The organism is Acinetobacter pengchengensis, from assembly GCF_982235305.1.
Genome location: NZ_CEVATJ010000001.1, coordinates 388,278 through 412,857 on the forward strand (window position 1 = coordinate 388,278; position 24,580 = coordinate 412,857).

Annotated in this window: 23 protein-coding genes, 4 tRNA genes and 1 pseudogene; 14 read left to right on the forward strand and 14 right to left on the reverse strand. The window is 42.9% G+C overall.

The genetic code is table 11. The features are described from left to right. Positions 1-27: 27 nt before the first annotated feature. Positions 28-1,833: pseudogene (locus tag AC0T5Z_RS01875) on the reverse strand (ABC transporter ATP-binding protein). Positions 1,834-1,966: 133 nt separating this feature from the next. Here AC0T5Z_RS01875 and AC0T5Z_RS01880 point away from each other — a divergent pair. Then, positions 1,967-2,584, forward strand: a complete 618-nt coding sequence (locus AC0T5Z_RS01880; RefSeq protein WP_435336723.1) for an alpha-ketoglutarate-dependent dioxygenase AlkB family protein — start codon at positions 1,967-1,969, stop codon at positions 2,582-2,584. A 29-nt stretch (positions 2,585-2,613) separates the two neighbouring features. On the opposite strand, the gene AC0T5Z_RS01885 is transcribed toward AC0T5Z_RS01880, so the two are convergent. The 4 genes from AC0T5Z_RS01885 to recN form a co-directional block, all read right to left on the reverse strand. Next, positions 2,614-3,402 carry an IclR family transcriptional regulator gene (locus AC0T5Z_RS01885; protein ID WP_435336722.1) on the reverse strand — a complete coding sequence of 263 codons (789 nt, stop codon included), beginning with the start codon at positions 3,400-3,402 and terminating at the stop codon, positions 2,614-2,616. A 150-nt stretch (positions 3,403-3,552) separates the two neighbouring features. Beyond that, positions 3,553-3,996 carry a Holliday junction resolvase RuvX gene (gene ruvX / locus AC0T5Z_RS01890; protein WP_291334025.1) on the reverse strand — a complete coding sequence of 148 codons (444 nt, stop codon included), beginning with the start codon at positions 3,994-3,996 and terminating at the stop codon, positions 3,553-3,555. Beyond that, the gene (locus tag AC0T5Z_RS01895) at positions 3,989-4,543 is read right to left on the reverse strand and encodes a YqgE/AlgH family protein (RefSeq protein WP_291334027.1); all 555 of its coding nucleotides are present in this window, start codon (positions 4,541-4,543) and stop codon (positions 3,989-3,991) included. Before AC0T5Z_RS01895 ends, ruvX begins: the two co-directional genes overlap by 8 nt. A 112-nt stretch (positions 4,544-4,655) precedes the next feature. Continuing rightward, entirely contained in the window at positions 4,656-6,317 is a 1,662-nt protein-coding gene (gene recN / locus AC0T5Z_RS01900; protein WP_291334029.1) for a DNA repair protein RecN, read from the reverse strand. 487 nt (positions 6,318-6,804) lie between these two features. Between recN and ppnP the strand changes: the two genes are divergently transcribed. The 3 genes from ppnP (at position 6,805) to AC0T5Z_RS01915 (ending at position 9,038) form a co-directional block, all read left to right on the forward strand. Then, the gene (ppnP, locus tag AC0T5Z_RS01905; RefSeq protein ID WP_004975854.1) at positions 6,805-7,128 is read left to right on the forward strand and encodes a pyrimidine/purine nucleoside phosphorylase; all 324 of its coding nucleotides are present in this window, start codon (positions 6,805-6,807) and stop codon (positions 7,126-7,128) included. 187 nt (positions 7,129-7,315) lie between these two features. Then, a complete protein-coding gene (rlmB, locus tag AC0T5Z_RS01910) occupies positions 7,316-8,065 on the forward strand; it encodes a 23S rRNA (guanosine(2251)-2'-O)-methyltransferase RlmB (protein ID WP_291334033.1) in 750 nt (249 codons plus the stop codon). A 52-nt stretch (positions 8,066-8,117) separates the two neighbouring features. Beyond that, positions 8,118-9,038, forward strand: a complete 921-nt coding sequence (locus AC0T5Z_RS01915) for a DMT family transporter (RefSeq protein ID WP_435336745.1) — start codon at positions 8,118-8,120, stop codon at positions 9,036-9,038. A gap of 5 nt (positions 9,039-9,043) precedes the next feature. Here AC0T5Z_RS01915 and coaE read toward each other — a convergent pair whose 3' ends face one another. Genes coaE through pilB form a run of 4 tightly spaced genes read right to left on the reverse strand, consistent with a single transcriptional unit; the run spans position 9,044 to position 13,482 of the window. Then, positions 9,044-9,643 carry a dephospho-CoA kinase gene (coaE, locus tag AC0T5Z_RS01920; protein WP_435336721.1) on the reverse strand — a complete coding sequence of 200 codons (600 nt, stop codon included), beginning with the start codon at positions 9,641-9,643 and terminating at the stop codon, positions 9,044-9,046. Between the two features lie 9 nt (positions 9,644-9,652). Next, a complete protein-coding gene (locus tag AC0T5Z_RS01925) occupies positions 9,653-10,513 on the reverse strand; it encodes a prepilin peptidase (protein WP_291334036.1) in 861 nt (286 codons plus the stop codon). After that, positions 10,513-11,739, reverse strand: a complete 1,227-nt coding sequence (locus AC0T5Z_RS01930; protein WP_291334038.1) for a type II secretion system F family protein — start codon at positions 11,737-11,739, stop codon at positions 10,513-10,515. Before AC0T5Z_RS01930 ends, AC0T5Z_RS01925 begins: the two co-directional genes overlap by 1 nt. Before the next feature lie 30 nt (positions 11,740-11,769). Then, complete coding sequence (gene pilB, locus AC0T5Z_RS01935) at positions 11,770-13,482, reverse strand: type IV-A pilus assembly ATPase PilB (RefSeq protein WP_291334040.1); 1,713 nt, start codon at positions 13,480-13,482, stop codon at positions 11,770-11,772. A gap of 278 nt (positions 13,483-13,760) precedes the next feature. On the opposite strand from pilB, the gene tpiA reads away from it, so the two are divergent. From tpiA to AC0T5Z_RS01985, 10 genes are all read left to right on the forward strand, one after another. Then, positions 13,761-14,552 (forward strand): triose-phosphate isomerase, encoded by a 792-nt coding sequence (gene tpiA, locus AC0T5Z_RS01940; RefSeq protein ID WP_291334042.1) that lies wholly within the window; start codon positions 13,761-13,763, stop codon positions 14,550-14,552. Positions 14,553-14,565: 13 nt separating this feature from the next. Beyond that, positions 14,566-14,895, forward strand: coding sequence for a preprotein translocase subunit SecG (gene secG, locus AC0T5Z_RS01945; RefSeq protein ID WP_291334045.1), 330 nt, complete (start codon positions 14,566-14,568; stop codon positions 14,893-14,895). Between the two features lie 53 nt (positions 14,896-14,948). Next, positions 14,949-15,033: transfer RNA gene (locus tag AC0T5Z_RS01950), tRNA-Leu, on the forward strand. A 49-nt stretch (positions 15,034-15,082) separates the two neighbouring features. After that, positions 15,083-15,159, forward strand: a tRNA-Met gene (locus tag AC0T5Z_RS01955). Between the two features lie 77 nt (positions 15,160-15,236). After that, positions 15,237-15,313: transfer RNA gene (locus AC0T5Z_RS01960), tRNA-Met, on the forward strand. 195 nt (positions 15,314-15,508) lie between these two features. Next, a tRNA-Met gene (locus AC0T5Z_RS01965) sits at positions 15,509-15,585 on the forward strand. 322 nt (positions 15,586-15,907) lie between these two features. Continuing rightward, positions 15,908-16,432: a ribosome maturation factor RimP gene (gene rimP / locus AC0T5Z_RS01970; protein ID WP_291334047.1), complete on the forward strand. Its 525-nt coding sequence runs from the start codon at positions 15,908-15,910 to the stop codon at positions 16,430-16,432. Positions 16,433-16,467: 35 nt separating this feature from the next. After that, entirely contained in the window at positions 16,468-17,952 is a 1,485-nt protein-coding gene (gene nusA, locus AC0T5Z_RS01975) for a transcription termination factor NusA (protein WP_291334049.1), read from the forward strand. A gap of 10 nt (positions 17,953-17,962) precedes the next feature. Further along, complete coding sequence (gene infB, locus AC0T5Z_RS01980; RefSeq protein WP_435336720.1) at positions 17,963-20,662, forward strand: translation initiation factor IF-2; 2,700 nt, start codon at positions 17,963-17,965, stop codon at positions 20,660-20,662. Next, the gene (locus tag AC0T5Z_RS01985; protein WP_019836077.1) at positions 20,662-21,066 is read left to right on the forward strand and encodes a ribosome-binding factor A; all 405 of its coding nucleotides are present in this window, start codon (positions 20,662-20,664) and stop codon (positions 21,064-21,066) included. The genes infB and AC0T5Z_RS01985 overlap by 1 nt, the downstream gene beginning before the upstream one ends. 122 nt (positions 21,067-21,188) lie before the next feature. Here AC0T5Z_RS01985 and AC0T5Z_RS01990 read toward each other — a convergent pair whose 3' ends face one another. The 5 genes from AC0T5Z_RS01990 to AC0T5Z_RS02010 are packed head-to-tail and all read right to left on the reverse strand — an operon-like array spanning position 21,189 to position 24,580. Beyond that, positions 21,189-21,587, reverse strand: coding sequence for a Na+/H+ antiporter subunit G (locus AC0T5Z_RS01990; protein WP_004975877.1), 399 nt, complete (start codon positions 21,585-21,587; stop codon positions 21,189-21,191). A gap of 11 nt (positions 21,588-21,598) precedes the next feature. Beyond that, positions 21,599-21,874, reverse strand: coding sequence for a monovalent cation/H+ antiporter subunit F (locus AC0T5Z_RS01995; RefSeq protein WP_111810627.1), 276 nt, complete (start codon positions 21,872-21,874; stop codon positions 21,599-21,601). Beyond that, entirely contained in the window at positions 21,871-22,404 is a 534-nt protein-coding gene (locus AC0T5Z_RS02000) for a Na+/H+ antiporter subunit E (RefSeq protein ID WP_291335156.1), read from the reverse strand. The genes AC0T5Z_RS01995 and AC0T5Z_RS02000 overlap by 4 nt, the downstream gene beginning before the upstream one ends. Before the next feature lie 2 nt (positions 22,405-22,406). After that, complete coding sequence (locus tag AC0T5Z_RS02005) at positions 22,407-24,215, reverse strand: monovalent cation/H+ antiporter subunit D (RefSeq protein ID WP_435336719.1); 1,809 nt, start codon at positions 24,213-24,215, stop codon at positions 22,407-22,409. Then, positions 24,215-24,580, reverse strand: coding sequence for a Na+/H+ antiporter subunit C (locus AC0T5Z_RS02010; protein ID WP_019836072.1), 366 nt, complete (start codon positions 24,578-24,580; stop codon positions 24,215-24,217). The genes AC0T5Z_RS02005 and AC0T5Z_RS02010 overlap by 1 nt, the downstream gene beginning before the upstream one ends.

Here is a 24,580-nt window from a genome sequence, read left to right on the forward strand (position 1 = left end):
AGTGCTTCTGATTGAAGCACTTTTTGATTAACTATGGGTTTCTTTTTCGGCATCATCTTCATAAGTTTTGGCAATTTTTTCAATATTTAAGCTTTTTGCCATCGCATCAAAAATTTTTTTATAAACCCCATTTTGATGATAAAGCGCATCATGTTCGCCGTGTTCCGCAATCCTGCCATCTTTCATGACATAGGTGTAATCGGCATCAATAATTTGCGATAAGCTATGTGAAATGATGATGACCGTACGCCCTTGTTTAATTTCATCGAGGCTTTGTTTGATTTGTTCGGTTGCAATGGCATCCAGACTAGCAGTGGGTTCATCTAAAAAAATAATGGGTGGATTTTTCAGGAACATGCGTGCAAGGGCAATCCTTTGTTGTTGACCGCCTGAAAGCATGAGGGCATCTGCGTCATAAGCCTGAGGCAATTGCAAAATTTGTTCGTGAATAGAGGCTTTTTTTGCTGCCTGAATCACATCTTCCAAGCTAGCATCAGTTTTGCCATAACGAATATTTTCAAAAATAGAGCCTTGGAAAATATGATTTTTTTTGCAAAACTAAGCCGATATGGTCACGTAAATATTGGGTGTCGATGTGGTTAATATCAGTCCCATCGAGCTGAATTGTTCCCTGTTGTGGTACATAGAATTTATCTAATAAACTGATCAGGGTGGATTTTCCCGCCCCCGACAATCCCACCAATGCGGTAATTTTATTGGGCTGAATCTGCATCTGAATGTCTTTGAGTACATGATGTCCATTCGGATAAAAAAAGTTTACCTGTTGCAGATCAAACCGCCCTCGAATGATGGGTTTAAGCGTACCACTTGGTTCAATTTCATGCTCGGCTTCCAAAATTTGAAAGAAGCTTTCTGAATAGATCATTGCATCATTGACTTCATCATAAATACGATGCAATGAGAGAATGGGGGGGCAGAGACATTGCCAAACAGTAACACGTGATACATGATCATGCCGATGCTCATTTGTCCATCTAATACAAAATAAGCAGTTAAAATAATAATCAGCACCACACCAATTTGTTCAATAAAGCTTTTTAAACCATCAAATATAAAGCTGGTTTGGCGGGTCTGCATTTGATTGTGGGTCAGTTTTTTTTGCAGGGTGAGTTGTTTTTCTGCTTCGATGCTTTCTCTGTTAAATGATTTAATCACGGTGATTGAGTTGATGATGCTGAGAATCCCTTGGCTTTTTTTCTCACGCCCATCACGTAAATTACGTCGCCAGCTTCCTAGTTTTTGTGCCTGCTGGTAGGTCAGCCAAAAATAAATAGGCACAATGAGTGTCGCGACCAAACCCACATAAATATTGGCATAATACATTAAGCCCAAAGCCACAATGGCACTGGTAAAGAGTGGCAAAATATCAATAAAGAAAATTTGCACTAAACGGATGAGCGAACCAATGCCACGATCTATACGTGTTTGTAATTTACCTGCTTGGTTATTGTCCTGATTAAAAAAGGCCAGTCGATAACGCAAAAACTTCTCAATAATGTCCTGTGCCAAATCTTGTGACACAAAGATGCGCAGTTTTTCACCATAAAATTTCTGCCCAAACTGCACAAAGGCATTGATGATTTCTTTACCCAGCAAAATGGCTGAAATGGTGATTAAAATGTGCCAGCCCGAAGACAGACCTTGTCCTGCCTCAATTATGGTGTTAATACGGTCAACTGCGTATTGTAAAGTCAGTGCATTGACTTGAGCTGTTAACGAGCCGATGAGCGTTAAAACTAAAGTAGCAATCACCAAGAGCCGATAAGGCCGAACGAAGGGACGCAATTTTTGAAATAAATGCCATAAATTCATAAGCTATTATTATTATATGCACGATGATTTTAAGTCTAAGGATGAAAGTTACGACTCACAAGCCAAAAAGCTGTGTCATTTTGTGAGCAGAGCTGATCCTTATTTTTAGATTAAACAATAGAGTGGGTTGATCATGAATCTAGAGTTGTTTACACCTGAGCCTCGTGACAACATACTGCCTTATGACGGCATTGTGCAGGACTATGGCCTGGTGCTGAGTGCGGAGCATAGTGCGCGTTATTTACAGTATTTTCTGCAACATTTGGTATGGCAAGCCGATGAAGGCATGCTATTTGGTCAGTATTATCGGACACAGCGCCAAGTCGCATGGTATGGCGATGAGCAGTATCAATATCGGTATTCAGGTGCTTTAATGCAGGCTTATGTTTGGCAACCTGCTTTGTGGCGACTGAAACAGCAAGTTGAACAATGGGTCGGGCATCCCTTTAACTCATGTTTGGCCAATTTATATCAAGATGGTACGCAGGGCTTGGGCTGGCATAGTGACGATGAGCCGAATTTAGAAAAAAACACTGTCATTGCTTCATTGAGTTTTGGAGCAACCCGTAAATTCAGTTTTAAGCACAAACATACGGCAAATAAAGTAGATCTTTTATTGCAGAGTGGTCAGTTGCTCGTGATGCGAGGACAAACACAGCAGCATTGGAAACATGCTTTAATGAAGTCCAATAAAATTTTACAACCCAGAATTAATCTGACCTTTCGCTATTTTCATAGCATTTCTGAATAAGATCATCCTCAGATTAAAATTTTGCCACGTTAAGTCGAGTTCACTTCTAAGCTTAAATCGGTATTTAGTGTTTCAAGCAGTTTTTCAATTTGTTTGGCATTATCCTGCAAAATTTCAATTAGCTTTTGCAAATTGACAAATTCAAAACGGTTTTTAGATGCCAACAGTGTCAGGGCATAAGGTGCATCTTTAGATGAAAAACGAATCGATACAGATAAACCTGCAATTTTTGCATCAAGTTCGCCATTAGAAAAATAATAGCCTTGTTTTTTGATTTTGCGCATTTGCTGCAAAAAGTCATCTTCATCTTTTGCAAAATTGACTTGTGCCAATTCGGCAGAAAAACGCTGGTAATAGTCTAAAATTTTAGCTTTAGGCAAGTGTGCCATAATAATTTTTGGCGATGAGCCGACATAAACAGGACGTGGGCAGCCACGACCATAAGACAGTAAAGGCGTATCTTTAAAGATTTCGTGATGTACATCAATGCAGGAATCTTGATTGAGCTGGGTCAATAAACAGCAAAATTCAGTACGTTGCGCAATTTTTTTCATAAAAGGAATGCTGATGGTGACCAATGGATCAGTCGTACGAGAGATAAAATCCAATACCGCAATTTTGGGCCCAAGAGTGTAATCTCCCGAGGTGCCACTCATGCGTTGCAACAATTCTGCCGAAACCAATTCTTTTAAATAGCGGTAACTGGTAGGCTTAGATAAACCGAGTTCCTCACTAATCGTATCTACATTAATGACAGGACGTGCGGTTGAATATAAGTCTAAGACTGTGAGAATCTTGCCAAAGCTAGACAGTGCCATGCGGATTTACCCATTCACACCAAAAGAATGATGTCACTTTATATCAAAAAATAGCCGGACCAATCGACTTTTGACAGATGGAATTTAGTGTACTAAGGATCAATGTCCCAATTCTTTTACGTTTGTCGATGTTCTCTATTCAGAAAGAATTTAAGGCAGAACGCCGTGAGGTTCACGATACCAGCTTTCAATCAATAGTGCTGCAGCAAGACTGTCGGCAGCGAGTTTTTTGCCACGGCCTTGAGCTTGATAATGATCAAGCTCATCACGTGCCTCACGTGTAGTTAGGCGTTCATCGACCATTAGGGTGTGGATATTGCTTTGATGGCGTAAGCGTTTAGCAAACTTACGGGCACGGGTAGACAGTTCCGACTCGCTATCATCCATATTTAAAGGTAAGCCCACTAGAAATAATTGCGGCTGATGTTGCTTGATAATTTTTAGCAAGTTTTCCCATTGCGGAACGCCATCTTTCATGGGAAAAAGGGCGAGTGGGGTTGCACTTTCAATCAGTGCCTGCCCCACAGCCATGCCCATTTTTTGTGTGCCGAAGTCAAATGCCATAATGGTTTGGGCTTGTGTCGTTTCAGGCATGACCAATCTCTGAAGATAACCATGTTGGATCTACGCCCATTTTGCGATATGCGGCATCCCAACGGTCGTCATAAGGTAAATTGAAAATCAAATCCATGTCCGATTCACAAATGAGCCAATCGCCACGGGCAATTTCTTGTTCCAGTTGCTGTTTACCCCAGCTAGCATAGCCCAAGGCAATTTGGTAGCGTCCAACGCCTTCGTTGTGGGCAATCGCATCTAAAATATCTTTAGAGGTGGTGATACAGACATTTTCACCCACTGCAATCGATGAATGCCAAATTGGCTGCCCAGTGTGTAAAACAAAACCTGCCTCAGGTCGTAAAGGACCCCCTTGTAGAACTTCGTGAGGATGCACATTATCTGCGTCTATATCTAAATCATTGAGTAATTCTTTGATTTGGATACCCGATGGACGGTTGATAATAATGCCTTGCGCACCGTCTTCATCATGACGTGCCAAATAGATGACGGTGTTTGCAAAAAACTCATCATTCATATCGGGCGGAGCTATGAGACAGCGATGCGTCAGATATTGTTTAGTCACCTAAGCAAATCTCCTTAAAAACAGTTGCTTCTAGAAAAACCTATTCCTTTAGGATACACGTTACTTGAGCTTTGTGATTTCACCAAGCTCTTTTTGTGACAGCGTTGATTTTTTAAGCCTGTTGAAACTTCAATTGTCGTAATTGTTTGGCGTGTTGCAGGGTAGTGTCATTAATTTCAACACCGCCTGTCATGCGTGCCAATTCTAAAATACGCGCATCTTCTTCTAATTCAACAATGGTGCTGCTGGCAGGGTCAGTCTGACGTTTTTTCACCAAAAGGTGCTGATCAGACTGCGCAGCCACTTGTGCTTGGTGGGTAATACATAAAATTTGAACGTGTTGCGCCAAACCTGCGAGCAAACGCCCCACAATTTCAGCAGTACCACCACTAATCCCGACATCAATTTCATCAAAAACCAAAACTTCAGCTTCGGTTTTTTCGGCATTCATGACTTGCATGACCAAAGCAATCCGCGATAATTCGCCACCGGAAGCCACACGTGCTAATGGCTGAGCAGGAATACCTTTGTTTGCAGTAAACAGTAACTGAATAAAACTTAACCCCTCCGCAGAAACCTGCTCTAAAGGTTCAAACTTAAATTCAAAATGTGCCTCAGGCAGTGCCAATTGTTTGACTTGCTCGGTCAGTTGTTTGGCGAGTGGTGCGGCTGCTTCACGACGGATGTCATCTAAATGTTGTGCTTTGGCTAAAAAATCCTGATGTGCCAGTTCTACTTGTTCTGCCAAAGTTTCAGGGTCTTCCAGCTCATGTAAAGCAGTGAGCTCAGTTTGCCAAGTATCAAATTCTTGTTTCAATAATTCAGGCTGTGTGCGATATTTACGTGCTAAACGATGAAAGACTTCTAATTTTTGATTCAGTTCTTCCATACGTTCAGGGTCAAAGCTTTGACGATCAATAAACTGACGTAAATTGGCTGTCGCATCATCTAATTCACTTTGCGCATTTAACAATGAGTTATAAATTTCTGATAATTGTTCACTGCGCCCCGCATGAGATTCCAAGCGGCGAATAATCGAAGCAATTTCCTGAGTGATGTTTTGCTCGGCTTCGTCTAAGGCATTTAAACTATAACTGCAGTCCTGCATGATATGTTCATGATGGCTTAGGCGATCAAACTCTTGTTCAATCTCCTTATAATCTATTTGTACCAGTTCCTCGAGTTCTTCGAGCTGTAAGTTCAGGGTTTCGATGCGCTGCTTGCGAGTTGCCTGTGCATCCAGCGCCGCCTGATGCTGTCGGATATTTTTTTGCCAGGTACTATAAGCATCACGTACTGCTTGGGCAGGGGCATAAAAATTATAATAACGATCAAGCCAGTGCTTTGGATAAGGCGGTTCCAACAATTGTTGTTGGCTGTGCTGGCTATATAGTTGTACTAGCAAGCGTCCAATTTCTTTCAGCTCTGCCAAACTGCTTGGACGTCCATTAATCCATGCCTTGCTGCGTCCTGTAGCAAAAATTACCCGACGTAAATGGATTTCACCAGACTCATCATCTAATTCATGTTCTTTTAGCCATTGTGCTTCAGGGCTATTGTCCTGATAACTGAAACTCGCAGTCACATCGGCTTTATCTGAGCCAAAACGGACATAATTGGTATCGGTACGTTCACCTAAACAGGCAGAGAGCGCATCTAATAGTAAGGATTTACCTGCACCTGTTTCCCCTGTTAGGACGTTAAAACCTGTTTCAATATCCAGTGCTAAGTGGTCGGCAAGGGCAAAGTTAATCAGTGTTAAATGAGTCAGCATAAACGCATCCAAGCTGCGAAAAGTGTCAGTGAAAGAGAGTTAAATTTAGGAAATGCCATAACAAGGCTGTTATTTTCGTCTATTTAATTCTAGCTTAAATTACAGCGCAAACAACAAAAAATGTACCCAATAAGCATCATATGTAAAACGCATGATTATTTGACCATTTCATTTGATAGTCATCAAATCGCAGTATATTCGCTTGGAAGTTTTAGGTGCTGCCTGATGTGTTGAAACTTAAGCGATATAGATACTTTTGTGATCTGTTTCACATTCAAATTTAGCACTTTAGTGGGGAAAAATCTGCAGAGTACTTTGCATGCCTTTGGCATTGGCTTAGACTATGCTGTTAGCGTGTCGCATGCTGCTTATTGAAACATGATTCAATTTACGCAAAGCCTACTGTAAACACAGATTGATTAGTTCTGAGGACAGAATTAAACTACATCAGTCAAAAATATAAAAACGCGTTACCTGGAGAATACGCATGTCAGCTCAGTTTGATCATGTATCAGTTGTGAAAAAATCGAATGTCTATTTTGGTGGGCAATGCATCAGTCACACGGTGCAATTTGAAGACGGTACCAAAAAAACCTTAGGGGTGATTTTACCGACTGAACAAGCCTTGACTTTCGAAACGCATGTGCCTGAACGTATGGAAATTATTTCAGGTGAATGTCGTGTCAAAATTGCCGATAGCGAAGAAAGTGAATTATTCCGCGCTGGTCAGTCGTTCTATGTGCCTGGCAATAGCCGTTTCAGCATTGAAACCGACGAAGTGCTTGATTACGTGTGCCACTTAGAAGGTTAATCAGCTGATCAACAGGGTATTAAATGAATTATCAATTTTTCCTACTTGAACACTCAATAGGACCGAATTGAATCAAGAAATTTTCACCCGAATCGGTTAAACTAGATATTATTGAAATCCTGTGAAGTCAGCTTTGCAGGATTTTTCGTTTTCGCTGGTTTATTGGTGTATTAATTAGAGGTCGTTCATGGCAAAACCTGAATATTATTATGGCGTTCACTCGGTGGAGTCATTATTGGAGCTTGAGCCAGAGCGAGTCTTAACTCTTTTTACCTTAAAAGGGCGTGATGATCAGCGTTTACAAAAAATTTTAGAACTTGCCGAACCATTTGGCATTAGTGTGCAAAAAGCCAGTCGTGACAGCTTGGAAAAACTGGCAGGTTTGCCTTTTCACCAAGGGGTGGTGGCTGCAGTGCGCCCACATCCAACCTTGAATGAAAAAGACTTGGACACCTTATTGCAGGCCGATAGCAAGCCTTTGCTTTTGGCGCTAGATCAAGTCACTGACCCGCATAATTTAGGCGCGTGTATTCGTACTGCTGCTGCCATGGGTGTTGCTGCCGTGATTGTGCCGCGTGATCGTTCAGCAAGTTTAACCCCAACTGCACGCAAAGTGGCTGCAGGTGGCGCTGAAAAAGTCAAATTTATCCAAGTGACCAATTTGGCACGTACTTTGGCGCATTTGAAACAAGAGTTTAATGTGCGCGTGGTGGGTACGATGCTGGATGAAAAAGCTTTGCCAATTCAGCAATTTGACTTTACAGGCACAGCAGTATGCGTGGTGATGGGCGCAGAAGATACAGGTTTACGCCCAATTACCCAGTCACAATGTGATCAAACCGTATTTATTCCAATGGCAGGAAATCTGCAAAGTTTGAATGTCAGCGTTGCAACAGGCATGGCATTGTATGAAGCTTGCCGTCAGCGTCAGGCTTAATTGCTGATTTTGTATTTGCTATTCTATTGATGTTTTCAACACAGTGATTCGTCTGTCTCCGCAAAAGCAAGGATATGCTTTGGTGCTTGTTACCATGTGCATTTGGGGTGGTTTTACCCTAACTGCTCGGCTGAATGCACAATGGCAGATCAGCGCTTGGGATATTACCGCCTTACGCTTCGCTTTGGCTTTTTGTATTTTAATGCCGATTCTCATCTGGAAAAGAGATACGGCATTTTTATGGAAAAAAGAGCCTTTTATTTTGGCAATGATTGGCGGAGTGGGCTATTGTCTGACTGCGTATAGTGCTTTTCATTATGTACCTGCTGCTCATGCTGCTATTTTTTTGAATGGTTGTATTCCTGTTTGTACCGCTATTGCGGCTTGGGTATTATTTCGAGTGCCTTTTGACCGACATACCTGGATCAGTATTGTAATTATGCTGACTGCCATTGCGGGTATGAGTGTGCTGATGTATCAACAAACAGGCGTTGCTTTTGGGCTTGGGGATGGGTTGTTTTTTATCAGTGCCATTTGGTGGGGCGTGTTTACGGTTTTATTAAGGCAATGGAAGCTATCCGCTTGGCATGCTATGGCGGGTGTCGCAATTTGGTCTGCAATTGTCTATGTCCCGATTTACTTGCTGTTTTTCCCAAAACAACTCAGTAGACCCGAACCGATTCATTTATTACTGCAAACTATTTTTCATGGGGTCTTTGTGGTAATCATCGCAACACTTAGCTATGTCGAGGCAATTAAGCGTTTGGGGGCGTTCAAAACCGGTAGTATTGTGACCTTGGCGCCGTTTATCGCTGCAATTTTTGCTGTTCCATTATTAGGTGAGCCATTGAGTCTAGCAATTGTATGCGGCTTGATGGGTATGGGAATTGGCGCTTTGCAGCCTTGGCGCTGGTGGGCACGAGCTGACAGCTTGAAAGCCCAACTTGAACAGCAAAAACAACATTCAGATTAATTGGCTTACTGCATCGCTCGCTTTAAATACTGCTGATGCAATACTTCAAGCTTGCTATACAAATGATCTAAATGCCCATCGTTCAGCACAATGTCATTGGCTAGGCGTTGCTTTTCAGCACGTGGCATTTGTGCTTGAATAATTTTATGAATTTGTTCAACTGTTTGGTCGTCACGTTGTGAGGCGCGGTGAATTTGTAGTGCTTCAGTGGCATCAATCAACAAGGTATGTTGGGTCAGTTGATGTTGATTGGTTTCAAACAAGAGCGGTGAAACCAAAACCACGTAGGGACTGTCGGCAGCATCCAATTGTCGAATAATTGATTCACGAATTGCAGGGTGGGTGATTTTTTCAAGCGCTTGTCGTGCACTTGGTTCTTTGAAAATGTGTTCACGTAGCGCGCGACGATCTAGCTCGCCATTTTTAAGTAAAACCCAATCGCCAAAGCGTTGTTGAATTTGCTGTAAGGCAGGCTGTCCTTTTTCAACCACTTCGCGTGCAACCACATCCGCATCGATCACAACAATACCTTGGGCCTCAAACCACGCACTGGCTGCAGACTTGCCACTGCCAATTCCTCCTGTTAGACCCAAAACAAAACGCATGTGCTGTCCTTATTGTCCCAAATAAACTTTCATGATTTGCTCGCCCCATAAAAAGGCAATCCAACCCGCAATGGCGATATACGGACCAAACGCGAAGGGCTGGTTTTCTTGACGCACTTTTAACAGAATAATGCCAATAATCGCCCCAACTAAGGAAGAAAGCAGCACAATCAGAGGCAACATCATTGGGCCCATCCATGCTCCTAAAGCGGCAAGGAGCTTAAAGTCACCATAGCCCATGCCTTCTTTGCCTGTAATAATTTTAAACAGGTAATACACTACCCATAAGCATAAGAAACCAATGATATAACCCCAAATAGCAGAGGTGGGTGAGGTATAGATAGCATAACTATTGATCGCTAGACCCAAGGCAGCCAAAGGCAAGGTATAGCGGTCTGGCAAGAGTTGTGTATCAAAATCAATGAAGGTGAGTGCAATCAAGGTATAAGTGAGCAGCAAGCCAAACAGCATTTGAACGGTTGGGCCAAATACCGCAAGTACAATTAAGGCACAAACAGCGGTTAATACTTCAATCAGTGGATAACGTATGCTGATCGGGTTTTGGCAATTGCCACACTGACCACGTAATGCCAACCAACTCACCACAGGAATATTTTGATACCAGCGAATTGGGTGGTGACATTTGGGGCAGGTCGATGCAGGTTTGCTCAGGGTGATTTTGCTTTCATCAATAATGGCTTGTTCAGGGTGTAATAACATTTGACAGTCATTACGCCATTCCTGCTCCATCATTTTGGGTGTGCGGTATATGACCACATTCAAAAAACTGCCAATACATAAACTAAAAAGTCCAACTGCGATATAGAGCGCAGTTGGATTTTGGATAAAGTACGCGATTAATTCTTGCATTAAACCACAGAACCCATTTGGAAGATTGGAAGGTACATGGCGACAACTAAACCACCCACTAAAATACCCAACACAGACATAATCAACGGCTCCATCATTGAGGTTAAGCCATCTACTGCGTTATCGACTTCATTTTCATAGTGGGTTGCGACTTTATCTAGCATGGCATCTAGGGCACCTGATTCTTCACCAATGGCCACCATTTGTACCGCCATAGAGGGAAATTTATTGGTGACACGCATGGCGAATTGTAGCTGCTGACCTGTTGCGACATCATCACGGATTTTCATCACCGCTTCTTCATAGACCACGTTATTGGTTGCGCCTGCGGTGGATTCCAAAGCATCAATTAAGGGTACACCTGCAGCAAAAGTAGTGGCTAAAGTACGGCTATAACGCGCAATAATGGCTTTATAGACTAAGTCACCAAAAATAGGCGCTTTCAGTGCAGCTTTGTCTAAGAAGTCACGGAATTTTTTACTGCGTTTTTTAGCTTCCAGGAAACCTGCAATCATCGCCGCAATCACAATAATCAGAATAAACCAGTATTTTTGCATCCATTGCGACATGTTCACTACCATTTTAGTGAAAGCAGGTAAGTCTGCACCAAAAGAGCTAAATAACTCCTCAAATACTGGTACAACTTTCACCATCAAAATAATGGTCACGACAATCGCCACCACAATGACCGTTGCAGGGTATTTCATGGCTTTTTTGATTTTTTGCTTTAACAGTTCGCTCTTTTCTTTATAGATCGCGACACGATCTAGCATGGTTTCTAGGGCACCCGATTGTTCACCAGATTCAACCAAAGAGCAGAACAGATTGTCAAAATATTGAGGATATTTACGCAATGCACCAGCAAAGGTATTCCCGCCTTCCACCTCGCCTTTAATGCCTAAAACCACTTCACGCATAGCGGGGTTTTCAAGACCTTCAGCCACAATCTCAAAGCTTTGTACCAAAGGCACACCCGCTTTCATCATTGTGGCAAGTTGACGCGTGAAAATGGTGATGTCTAAGGTTGACACCCTTTTTTTCATTAAGCCTTCAAGAATATTTTTTTTCTTTTGGCGAATCGTCTTGATGGTAATTCCTTGTTTACGCAATGTGACCTTTGCCAAAGCCATATTACGCGCTGGAATTTCCCCTTTTAATTTAGCCCCTTTGCGGTCAATCCCTTCATAAACGAAGGTGGGCATCATCTGTGCTTTTTTGACAGCCATGCGTATTTATCCTTATTTTAAATTTTACAACTATTCACTGGTCACACGATTGACTTCTTGCAATGAAGTCACCCCCTGCATGACTTTAAGTAACCCCGAACGACGCAAATTGTTAAACCCCGATTTTGCTGAAGCATCAGCAATTTGGATGGCATTACCATCCTCCATAATAATTCTGGAAATTTCTGGTGTGACCTTCATCACCTCATAAATACCAACACGGCCTTTATAACCTTCACGGCATTCAGAACAACCTACAGGTTGATAGACCTGAAATTCTGGGTTGCTCAAATCGGCTTCAGTGAAGCCCATTTCTAATAAGCTTTGTCTTGGAATATCGGAAGGGGCTTTACAATGCGGACATAAACGTCGTGCCAAACGCTGTGCAATGACGAGGTTCACTGAAGTTGCGATGTTAAAGGATGGAACGCCCATGTTGCGTAAACGTGTTAAAGTTTCTGGTGCACTGTTGGTGTGTAGAGTAGATAAAACCATGTGACCTGTTTGGGCGGCTTTAATTGCGATTTCTGCAGTTTCAAGGTCACGAATCTCACCCACCATGACAATATCAGGGTCTTGGCGTAAGAAAGATTTTAGTGCGGCAGCGAAGGTTAAGCCCACTTTGTTGTTTACGTTAACCTGATTAATACCTTCTAAGTTAATTTCCACAGGGTCTTCGGCGGTGGAAATGTTGGTATCTTCTCTGTTTAAGATATTTAAGCCAGTATATAACGATACCGTTTTACCCGAACCCGTTGGACCCGTAATCAGCAACATGCCTTGCGGCTTTTCTAAAGCTTCCATGAACAATTCTTTTTGTTCTGGCTCATAACCTAAAGCATCAATCCCAAGCATCGCGCTAGATGGGTCAAGAATACGCAGTACAATTTTTTCACCGAACAAGGTTGGCAAGGAGTTAACACGGAAGTCGATGGATTTATTTTTAGATAGTTTTAATTTAATACGACCATCTTGTGGAACACGTTTTTCAGAAATATCCATTTGGGACATGACTTTTAAACGTGATGCCAAGCGGTTGGCTAACTGTAAGGGTGGTGTGGCAATTTGACGTAATACACCATCGACACGATAACGCACGCGATAGGTTTTTTCATACGGTTCAAAGTGTAAGTCCGAGGCACCCATGCGAATTGCATCAATCAGTAATTTGTTGATGTATTTAACAATCGGGGATTCATCACCCTGCGGTTCATCTTCTGCGGCTTGTTCTGGTTCGCTGTTGCCATCTTCAAAGTTGAGATCAAAGTCATCATCTTCAAATTCAAAAGCAGACTCGCTCGCAAAGTTCTGTTCAATCAGTTTTACCAGTTTGTCGTGTTCAACCACAATCGCTTCAACATTCATTTTGCTGTTGAAACGAATTGCATCCATTGCTTCGATATTGGTTGGGTTACTGGTCGCAACGTAAAGTAGATGATTACGCTTAAAAATAGGTAAAAGGTTATATTTGCTGAACAGCTTTTCATCGATGCCTTCACGCACAATTAAAGCGGAATCATAGACATTCAAGTCAAAAATAGGCTCACCAAACTCATTGGAAATTTTTTCAGCAATCAGCAAAGGTGAAATATTCAGGTTCTGAATTAGATAGGGAACAATATCTACTTTTTCTTTATGAGCAGCCATAATGGCGGTTTGCATATTTTCAGCAGAAACGAGCCCGTCTTCGACCAATCGTCGAATAAAACCTGTGAATTTAGGTGTAGCTTGTTGTACTGACATTCCCCAACGCCCTCAAAATCAAGATTGTTTATAATTGGTATCTTTAAAATTATACTTTTGTTGCACAAAAATACCATATCTGAAAGTGCTGTCACCACCTAAGTATCGCCTAAAAGCATGAACCAGTTACATTAATCTTCTAAAAAAATTGTAAGTCCTGCTATGAAAAGATACTTCATGCAGCAGTTTGATGCAAAGCTTGCACAAAAAACTCAGCAGAAATGTGATTTGCGTGTAGAATGTGCGCGATTAAATGAATTGTTTTTGCAGGTTATTCTATGTCGGCTACGACGATTAAGCCTTGGGTGGTTGGCAATTGGAAGATGAATCCGATGCATGCCGATGCTCAGCAACTTATTTCTGAATTTAAAACATTATTACAAGACAGCCCTGTAGAGGCTGAAAAGTGTCATTTGGGGATTGCACCTGTCACTTTGGCTTTGACACAAATTCAAACTGCATTGAGCGAAGCAGTACGTCCTGTCTATACCGTTGCACAAGACCTTTCCCGTATTGCGGGCTTAGGGGCTTATACGGGCGAAGTCAGTGCAGAATTACTAAAAGATAGCCAAATTGATTATGTATTGGTTGGGCATTCAGAACGTCGCGAATTTTTTGCAGACACACCAAGCATTTTGAATGAGAAAGTTAAAAATGCCTTACAGGCTGGTTTGACTGTTATTTATTGTGTGGGTGAAAGTTTGCAACAACGTGAAAGCGGTCAGGCAGAGCAAGTTGTTTTGCAACAAATTTGTGATATTGCTGCAGTGGTGGAAGCTGAGCAATGGCAACAGATTGTGATTGCGTATGAACCTATTTGGGCAATTGGTACAGGCAAAACCGCATCACCAGAAGATGCGCAAACCATGCATGCAAAAATTCGTGCAGGTTTAAGCCAAATCACCGCTTATGCTGTGACTTTACCGGTTTTATATGGTGGTAGTGTAAAACCAGAAAATGCCGTAGAGTTAGCAGCCTGCCCAGACATTAATGGTGCTTTGGTCGGTGGTGCATCTTTAAATGCGGCATCGTTCCATCAAATTGCGCAAGCCTTTGCAAATACACAATAATGAGGAGTTCAGCATGCAAACATTTGTGCTGGTAGTACATATTATCTTAGCCATTTTAATAATTGGACTAATTTTGGTTCAGCATGGTAAAGGTGCAGATGCAGGCGCTTCTTTTGGTGGCGGTGGTGCGGCAACCGTATTTGGTGCGTCAGGCTCAGGCAATTTTTTAACGCGTTTAACGGCAATTTTGACAGCATTGTTTTTTGCAACGAGTTTAACCTTAGCGGTGTTTGCAAAGAAACAAACCACAGGTGCCTATAGTTTGCAGACTGTACAAACGACTGCCCCTGCACAGCCAGTATCGCCTGAATCTTCACCAACTGCGCCTAAAAGCGCTGAATAATTTTATTTAGTACTTTCTTTTTTCGCATGATGCGACTAGAATGCGTCACAGCTGCGGTGGTGGTGGAATTGGTAGACACGCTACCTTGAGGTGGTAGTGCTTTCGGGCGTGGGGGTTCAAGTCCCCCCTTCCGCACCAACTTATAATCCAGAAAACATAAGTTGGTGTTAAGCAGCAAATCTGTTGATGCGGGATGGAGCAGTCTGGTAGCTCGTCGGGCTCATAACCCGAAGGTCGTTGGTTCAAATCCAGCTCCCGCTACCAATCAATCCTAAGCTTATTGTGAATTAAGCGTAGGCGACTTAAATTATTTTAGGTTGAGATAAGTATTTACATGTTGATGCGGGATGGAGCAGTCTGGTAGCTCGTCGGGCTCATAACCCGAAGGTCGTTGGTTCAAATCCAGCTCCCGCTACCATTTTAATGGTTTGGTCATGTCAGTTTTGATTGGTTGCTTGTCTGTCGGGCTCAACCCTTGATAACTTGGCGAAGGTCGTTGGTTCAAATCCAACTCCCGCTACCAAAATCTGACTAAGGTGCAACTTAAGTCAGGCAAATATGAGAAGTTTGATTGAAAACTTATTCATTTTTGTATATAATTTTTGCACGTTGATGCGGGATGGAGCAGTCTGGTAGCTCGTCGGGCTCATAACCCGAAGGTCGTTGGTTCAAATCCAGCTCCCGCTACCAAGTTTCTAATGGTGTGGTACGTTAGTTTTAGTTGATTTAACTCAGCACAATAAACTAGCAAAGATGGTTAGATTTAGTCTAATCCCCACTACCAAGTTTCTAAAGAGGCTCACAACTAGGTGGGCCTTTTTGCACAGTGGATATTGGTTTTACTGTGCAAGAATAGGGGCGATTACGCCCTTTTTTATTGGCTATCGTGTAGTGTCGATACAAGCCGTGCGCGGCCTAAAGTCAAAGTGTCATGTTTCACTACTACTATAGTTTGTATGAATGTGTAGTGGTCAAATAAGACCATTGAACCGCAGCAGAATGACGAGAGTAAATGAAGCTATCAAATAAAACTCAAGCACTTCAGGACTTAATTGCGCCAGCAGTGCAAGCATGTGATGTAGATCTTTGGGGAATCGAGTTTATTCCACAAGGTAAGCGTTCTTTGTTACGTATTTATATCGACAAAGCTGTCGATGAAAATGCAGAACCTGTCTTAAATGAAGATGGCGAATTAGAGCAAGGTCGCGGTATTGGTGTGCAGGATTGTGTACGTGTAACCCAGCAAGTTGGGGCAATGCTTGATGTGCATGATCCAATTTCGGGTGAATATGCGCTTGAAGTGTCATCACCTGGTTGGGATCGTCCATTTTTCCAATTAGAGCAATTGCCTGCGTATATTGGGCATACCATTGCGTTACGTTTAATCAGTGCTGTAGAAAACCGTCGTAAATTTCAAGCGAAGTTGATTGCTGTAGATCTGGAAAATGAAACTATTCAGGTCGAAGTGGAAAAACAGCAGGTATTGGAGATTGACAGTCACAATATTGATAAAGCAAACCTGATTTACCAAGATTAATCAAATTAATAAGAATCTGAACGAATAGGTGACTTATGGCACGTGAAATTCTTACCGTCGTTGAAACGGTTAGTAACGAAAAAGGTGTAAGTCGTGAGGCAATTTTTGAGGCGCTTGAACAGGCTCTTGTTGCTGCGACGAAAAAGAAATTCTACGAAGGCACAAACTCAGAAGAAGCACGTTTACGTGTGGAAATTGATCGTAAAACAGGTGACTACAGGACTTTCCGTCAGTGGGAAGTAGTGGCAGATGAAGATCATGAAATGCCTGCATGCCAAGATGCAATTTCTGATGTAGACCCTGCACAATGGTCAATTGGCGACATTCGCGAACTTGAAGTTGAGTCAATTGACTTCGGTCGTATTGCTGCACAAATTGCCAAGCAAGTGATTGTGCAAAAAATTCGTGAAGCAGAACGCGCGTTGGTTGCAGATGCTTATGAAGCCAAAGTAGGCGAGCTGATTTACGGTGAAGTGAAAAAGCAAACCAAAGATGGCTTTATTATTGATTTAGGCGACAATGCAGAAGCATATTTGGCGCGTGAAGAAATGATCCCCAAAGAAATTTTGCGTCCTAAGCAGCGTGTAAATGCAATTTTGTACAGCGTGAACCGTGAAGGTCGTGGTGCACAATTGTTATTGTCACGTGCTAAGCCTGAAATGCTGATTGCGTTGATGAAAAAAGAAATTCCAGAAATTTCTGAAGAAATCATCGAGATTAAAGCGGCAGCGCGTCAGCCGGGTGTACGTGCAAAAATTGCAGTAAAAACCAACGACCATCGTATTGACCCTGTAGGTGCATGTATTGGTATGCGTGGTACGCGCATCCAAGCAGTACAGCAAGAGTTAAATGGTGAGCGTATTGATGTTGTGGTGTGGTCTGATGATCCTGCGCAATATATCGCCAGTGCTTTAGAGCCAGCCGATGTATCGGGTATTGTGATTGATGAAGAAGAACGTACTGCTGACATTATTTTCGCAACTAGCGATCAGTTGGCGCGTGCCATTGGTTCACAAGGTCAAAACGTACGTTTAGCCTCTGAACTCACAGGTTACAAGCTAAACATGATGCTTGAAGAAGAGTATCACGCACGTCAGCAAAATGAAGCACAACAATACTTGGACTTGTTTGTTTCACGTCTAGACATTGCTGAAGATTTGGCGATGGCATTGGTCGAAATGGGCTTCACTTCATTAGAAGAAATTGCGTATGTTCCTGCGGAAACATTTGACGAAATTGATTTAGATGAAGAAATTGTTGAAATGTTACAAGGTCGTGCCAAAGAAGTGGCATTGGCAGATGCATTGCAACAGCAAGAAAATATCCAAGATCCGAGTGAAGAACTTCTAGCAATGGAAGGCATGACACAAGAGATCGCTTATGCGCTTGCCGCTCGTGGTGTCATTACAGTTGATGATTTAGCTGACCAAGCGACTGATGATATCGAAGATATTGAAGGTTTAGGTACAGAGAAAGCGGGTCAATTGATTATGAAAGCGCGCGAATCATGGTTTAACTAGGAGATAATATATGACGGACAAGTCGATTAAAGAGTTAGCGCTCAGTGTAGGTCGTCCAGTTGAGAAACTCCTGGAACAGGTTCGTGACGCAGGTTTACCACAGCGTAAGGCGGACGATATTATTTCCACTGAACAACAAAGTACCCTAGTGAACCATTTAAAAAAGGTTCACGGTCAAGAGGGTAATGCAGGACAAATCACGTTGAAACGTAAAACCACCAGTACCGCCAAAGTGGCAAGTACTTCGGGCAAAGCGAAAACGATTAATGTAGAAGTTCGCAAGAAACATACATTTACCAAGCCAGATCCAGAACAAATTAAAGCGGAAGCTTTGGCAAAAGCGCAAGCTGAGCAACAAGCTCGTGCGAACGTTCAAGCTATGGTGGAACCTAAAGCTGAAACTCCAGTAGTAAATAAAGCGGCTGCAAACTTTGAAGCAATGCGTGCTGCTGCAAAGCAAGAAACGACGAAGCAAGAAGTATCAAAAGCTGCGGTAGTTGTGAAGCGTAAATCAAACAATAAGCCTGTGGTTAAAGCACAAGTTAAAGTTGTTGAAACACCTGAACAGAAAAAAGCACGTGAAGCTCAAGCCGCTCAATTAAAAGCGACCGAAGAAGCAGTACGTCGTAAGGCAGCTGAAGAAGCGCAGCAACGTACACTTGAACAAATGCGTCAAATGGCATCTAAGTATTCAAATGAAGATGCAACTGCGACCATTCGTGTAGTGGATGATTCTCCACTTGCAGCGGGTCTGGTTGGTCAAGCATATGAAGATTCATTTGCCAAAGAAGACCGCGAAATTAAGCGTGGTACCAGTAGCACCAATACACGTTCACCGAAAAAAGGTGGTCGTCGTGGTCAGGAGGAGCAATCTTTCAGCCAGAACCCACATAAACGTGGTTTGAAAACGAGCCAAGCCAACAAGCACGGCTTTGAAAAACCAGTTAAAAAACAAGTTTATGATGTTGAAATTGGTGCAACGATTGTGGTTGCAGACTTGGCTGCAAAAATGGCAGTTAAAGTACGCGAAGTTATTAAATCACTTATGAAAATGGGTGAGTTAGTTACGCAAAACCAAGCGATTGAGCAAGAAGTTGCTGCACTTGTGGTTGAAGAAATGGGCCACAACCCAGTTTTAGTATCTGATACGCAAGCTGAAGATAACTTACTTGAAGCAGCAGAAGAAGCACGTGGCGTTCAAACGACTCGTCCTCCTGTTGTGACCATCATGGGCCACGTTGACCATGGTAAGACATCGTTACTTGACCGTATTCGTCGTGCCAAAGTGGCTGCAGGCGAAGCGGGTGGTATTACACAGCATATCGGTGCTTACCACGTTACAACGGACAAGGGTATCATTACTTTCCTAGATACTCCGGGACACGCAGCATTTACTGCAATGCGTTCACGTGGTGCGAAAGCAACAGACATCGTGGTATTGGTTGTTGCAGCGGATGATGGTGTAATGCCACAAACAGCTGAAGCGATTGATCACGCACGTGCTGCAGGTACCCCAATTATTGTTGCCATTAACAAAATGGACAAAGAGTCGGCTGATCCAGATCGCGTATTGAATGAATTGACTGTGAAAGAAATCGTGCCTGAACAATGGGGCGGTGACGTTCCTGTTGCAATGGTTTCAGCACATACAGGTCAAGGTATTGATGAGCTTCTAGATATTATTTCAATCCAAGCTGAATTACTTGAGTTGAAAGCATCTGAAGAAGGTGCTGCTCAGGGTGTGGTGATTGAAGCGCGTGTAGACAACAGCCGTGGTGCGGTAACGTCTATCCTTGTTCAAAACGGGACATTGAAAGTAGGTGACCTTGTTCTTGCGGGTGCATCTTATGGTCGCGTACGTGCGATGACAGATGAAAACGGTAAACGTATTCAATCAGCAGGTCCTTCAATTCCAGTTGAAATTTTAGGTCTACCTGAAGCGCCAATGGCAGGTGATGAAGTTCTGGTTGTGAATGACGAGAAGAAAGCACGTGAAGTTTCCGATGCGCGTATGGATCGTGAACGTCAAAAACGTCTTGAGCGTCAAAGCGCAATGCGTCTTGAAAATATCATGGCGTCTATGGGCAAGAAAGATGTGCCTATCGTCAATGTGGTATTGAAAACTGATGTACGTGGCACATTGGAAGCATTACACGTTGCTCTTGCTGACCTTGCAACAGACGAAGTTAAAGTTCGTGTTATTGGCTCAGGTGTTGGTGCGATCACTGAATCTGACGTGACACTGGCTGAATCTTCTGAAGCGGTACTTCTTGGCTTTAACGTACGTGCTGATAACGCAGCGCGTCAAAAAGCGGATGCTGATGGCATCGACATTCGTTACTACTCAATCATCTATCAATTGATTGATGATGTGAAAGCAGCGATGAGTGGTAAGCTTGCGCCTGAACACCGTGAAACTATTTTAGGTGTGGCTGAAGTACGTGAAGTATTCCACTCAAGTAAGTTTGGTGCAGCAGCAGGCTGTATGGTACTTGAAGGTGTATTACACCGTAATAAACCAATTCGTGTCCTTCGTGATGACGTAGTGGTATTCCAAGGTGAGCTTGAGTCACTTCGTCGCTATAAAGACGTGGTGGAAGAAGTTCGCGCAGGTATGGAATGTGGTCTTGCGGTGAAAGGTTATAAAGACATCAAAGAAAAAGACAAGATCGAAGTCTATGATGTTCAATTGATCAAACGGAGTCTTTAATGGCGGGTAGTCAACGTCTTAAGCGCATGGCGGATACAGTACAACGTGAGTTGTCAGAACTGATTCGCCAAGAGCTGAAAGATCCGCGCTTAGGTGGTCTCGTGACCATCTCTGCGGTGAAGGTTAGTCCAGACTTAGGTTATGCTGAAGTATACGTGACTGTGATGGGCCGTGAATTAGGCGATGAGCAAAGCGAAGCGGCAAATAAAGAAACGTTAGATGTGCTGAACAAAGCATCTGGTTTCTTGCGTCATGAACTCAGCCGTCGTATTAAGACACGTATTACCCCACGTTTGCGTTTTCACTACGATAAAACCAATGCCTATGGTAACTATATGTTTGGTTTGATTGCAGAAGCGGTAAAAGATTTACCTCCTGCAGCACCTAAGCAAGATGAAGAATAAATCAGTGATGATAAAAAATGCCACCTTCGGGTGGCATTTTTTTGTCTATCATGTTTGAGCTTTTGCAATGTAAGCAAGGTTATATCCGATACGATGCTTTTCTTTAATGCCTGACTAATATTCTAGACCAAATCATCATGGGACTTTTTTTCATAACGACGTAAATTACGACGTTGGCGTTGCCACGGTAATGGACGGTCTAAGGTTTCAGGCACATTGCCACTCATCGAACGTAAACGTAAATGCAGTGCTGCCTGTGCCATTAAATTGGCAGAAACAGGCGCGGTAATAAATGCAAATAGGGTGATTAATACTTCTGCAAAGCCAAATCGTCCTTCAAATGCCGCATAAATAATGGCTGCAATTAAGAAACTTCCCAGTCCTAAAGTGCTGGATTTTGTAGGGGCATGCAGTCGCATAAATAAATCGGGCAGGCGAACCATGCCGATGCCGCCCACTAACATGAAAAATGCGCCAATGATTAAAAAGAATGACACTAAAATTTCCATGAGTAATTGCATGTTCATTCTCCTTAATCAATCACATGACCACTGGTGAAATAACGCGCCAGTGCTGCAGTAGACACAAAGCCTAGCATCGCCACCAATAATGCACCTTCAAATAAGGAGGTGGTGCTCCAATAGATACCCAGAACTACCACCAAGCAGGTTGCATTTAAAAATAAGGTATCCAAGGCCAGCAGACGGTCCACAATTGAAGGGCCAATAATCAGACGGTATAGGCACATAAACATGGAAAGCGTGATCGCAACCATGCAGATTCCAAGTGCATAAGGCAGAATCATCATTGCTTATCTCCTGACTGTGCACCAAAAATTTCAATCAGTGGTTTTTCATAACGATTTTTGATGTCTTGAATATCTACACTTTCATCTTCAGTTTTTAAGGCATGTACCAAAATATCGCCACGATCTTGGTCGATACCGGCAGTGACCGTGCCCGGTGTGGTGGTAATGATCATCGCCAAAATACTGTTGACCTGTTCGTGTTGTGTTTCGAGAGGGACACGGAACCATTTTGGCTGCATGCGATCTGTCGGGCCAAGTACCAGTTTAGCCACACGAATATTAGAAATCATAATATCCCAGACCACCACAAAGAATAGGCGACTGGCTGCAGTCCAATTGATGTCTGGTGTACGCGTGATAAAGGGCTGGATCAATTTAGGAATTAGTAGTGCTAGGACTAGTGCCATCAATAGATTCCCTGCAGAAACACTATGCGCCAACATCAGCCAACTCAGTGCCACCAATACAGATACAAATGGGTGGGGCAGCAGGTTGTCCCAAAACGAAGTTTTCGATGTCGTTTTTTGCATGTTTAGGGCTCCGCAGGTTTGAGTTGAGTATCGCTAGGTTGCTGCGCTTCCTCACGGTTTTGCTGTTGAATTTGACGTTGTTTATAGTCAGAAATATGTTCACCTTCCAAGGTATTTGGATGAATCACGTATGGAATTAAATGTGCATTGGCATCGATTGCTTCGCCACCGTACTTGGTTTCAGGTAAGTACAATGGATCATAAGGTTGTACGCTAATCACATTTCCAGTACGGTCTTTTTTCAGAATCAATGCTTCATAGGCCGCATTATGTTGAATTTGCTGTGCAGTATTCAGCATATATTGCTGAATTGGATTGGCAAATACCACGTACAACACTAAACCCGTCAGGAGCAAATAAATGACACGGTCATTGCGGGGCGGAGCAATTGCAGGCAATGTCTGATATTCATCATAGGCTTTAGTTTGTATATCATCTTCAGGTTTGGTCGCGCGCCAAAATAAAATAAAGCCGACACGGGTGAACGCAATAATACTGAGCAAGCTGACCAAGAGAATGATGCCAATAATCCAGCCTTGATGTGCCATATTGGCAGTAGCTTGTAAAATAAAGACCTTGCCCAAAAAGCCACTAAACGGTGGTAAGCCCGCCATCATTAAGGCAATCATGAAGTACGTGATAGCCAGTACTTTATGTTGCTTCATTTGCGGGGCAATGTTGAAGTGATCTTTAAATGCGCCACGTTGAGAGGTAATCCAACCGCACAGCAAATAGAAAGCCGCTGCAATTAAGGTACTGTGTACCAAGTAATACAGTGCAGCTGACCATGCCTGTGTGTTCAGCATTGAAATAGCAATCAGGATGGTACCAATTGAAGACAGCATCATAAAACCGACAAAGCGACGTAAGCGCTCTGCACCAATCGCGCCAATGACCCCATACAGTGAGGTAATCAGACCAATCGGCAATAACCAGTCTTGTAGGATTTTATGGCTCAGTTCATCATCAAATACGGTTCCATTGACCCGTAAAATCGCATACACACCGACTTTGGTCATGATGGTGAATAAGGCTGCCACAGGAGTTGTTGCCACAGCATAGGTTTTAGGTAGCCAAAAACCGACAGGAAGCATGGCAGCTTTAATACCAAACACCACAAATAACAGTAAGCCACCTGCCACCGCAATTTTATGTGCATCAGCATCGAGTAGGGGAATCAGGTGAGCCACATCGGTCATGTTTAAACTGCCGACACTGCCGTAAATCATCCCCAAGCCAATCAGGAAGAGGGCAGAGGCTAAGAGGTTAATGGTGACGTAATGAATCCCGAGTTGAAAACGCGCTTTGCCTTGACCGTGCAATAACAGCACATACGAAGCTAGCAGTAATACCTCAAAGAATACGAACAGGTTAAATAAGTCACCTGTGAGGAATGCACCGCAAAGTCCCATGAGCAAGAAATGCACCATGGTGTGAAAATAGCGACCACGCTCATCCCATTTTTTGCTGGAAAACCAGAGCAATGGCAAGGCAAGTGAATAAGTCAATACCAACATGAGGGCAGACAATTGATCTAGCACCAAAACAATGCCAAATGGTGCGGCCCATTCGCTCAAATTATAAATAATAATTTGTCCGCTGCTGACTTGGATTAAATAGCTGATCGCAGTGATTAAACCGAGCGTGGCAGAGATTTGACTAATGCCACGACGCCATGGCTGACGCCAGTCACGTGAGAGTGAACCAAAGCCTGGATTACCTAATAGCACCAAAATAAATGCGGTAAAGGTTGGAATTAAGATGCTAAAGATAGGTGAATGCTGTAGCCAAAATTGGAGGAAATCAGTCATTATGGCTCATCCTCACGTGGGTCAAGCAGTGGATATTCTTCTTTGGCATCAACGTGGTCTGTCCCTGTTTCATAACGGCTACGCAACGCCAATTGCACAATAAATGCAGTGGTGGCAAAGCCAATCACAATTGCAGTTAACACCAAGGCTTGCGGTAATGGGTCAGAGACTTTCGCGGCTTCAGTCAAAATTGCAGGCGCATTGGTCTGAATACGCCCCATACTAAATAAGAAAATATTGACTGCATAACCAATCATCGCTAAACCCAAAACAACAGGAAAGGTACGGGCACGTAAAATTAAATAAATCCCTGTCGCGACTAACATCCCAATGGCAGACGCAATTAAAAACTCGATACTAATCAT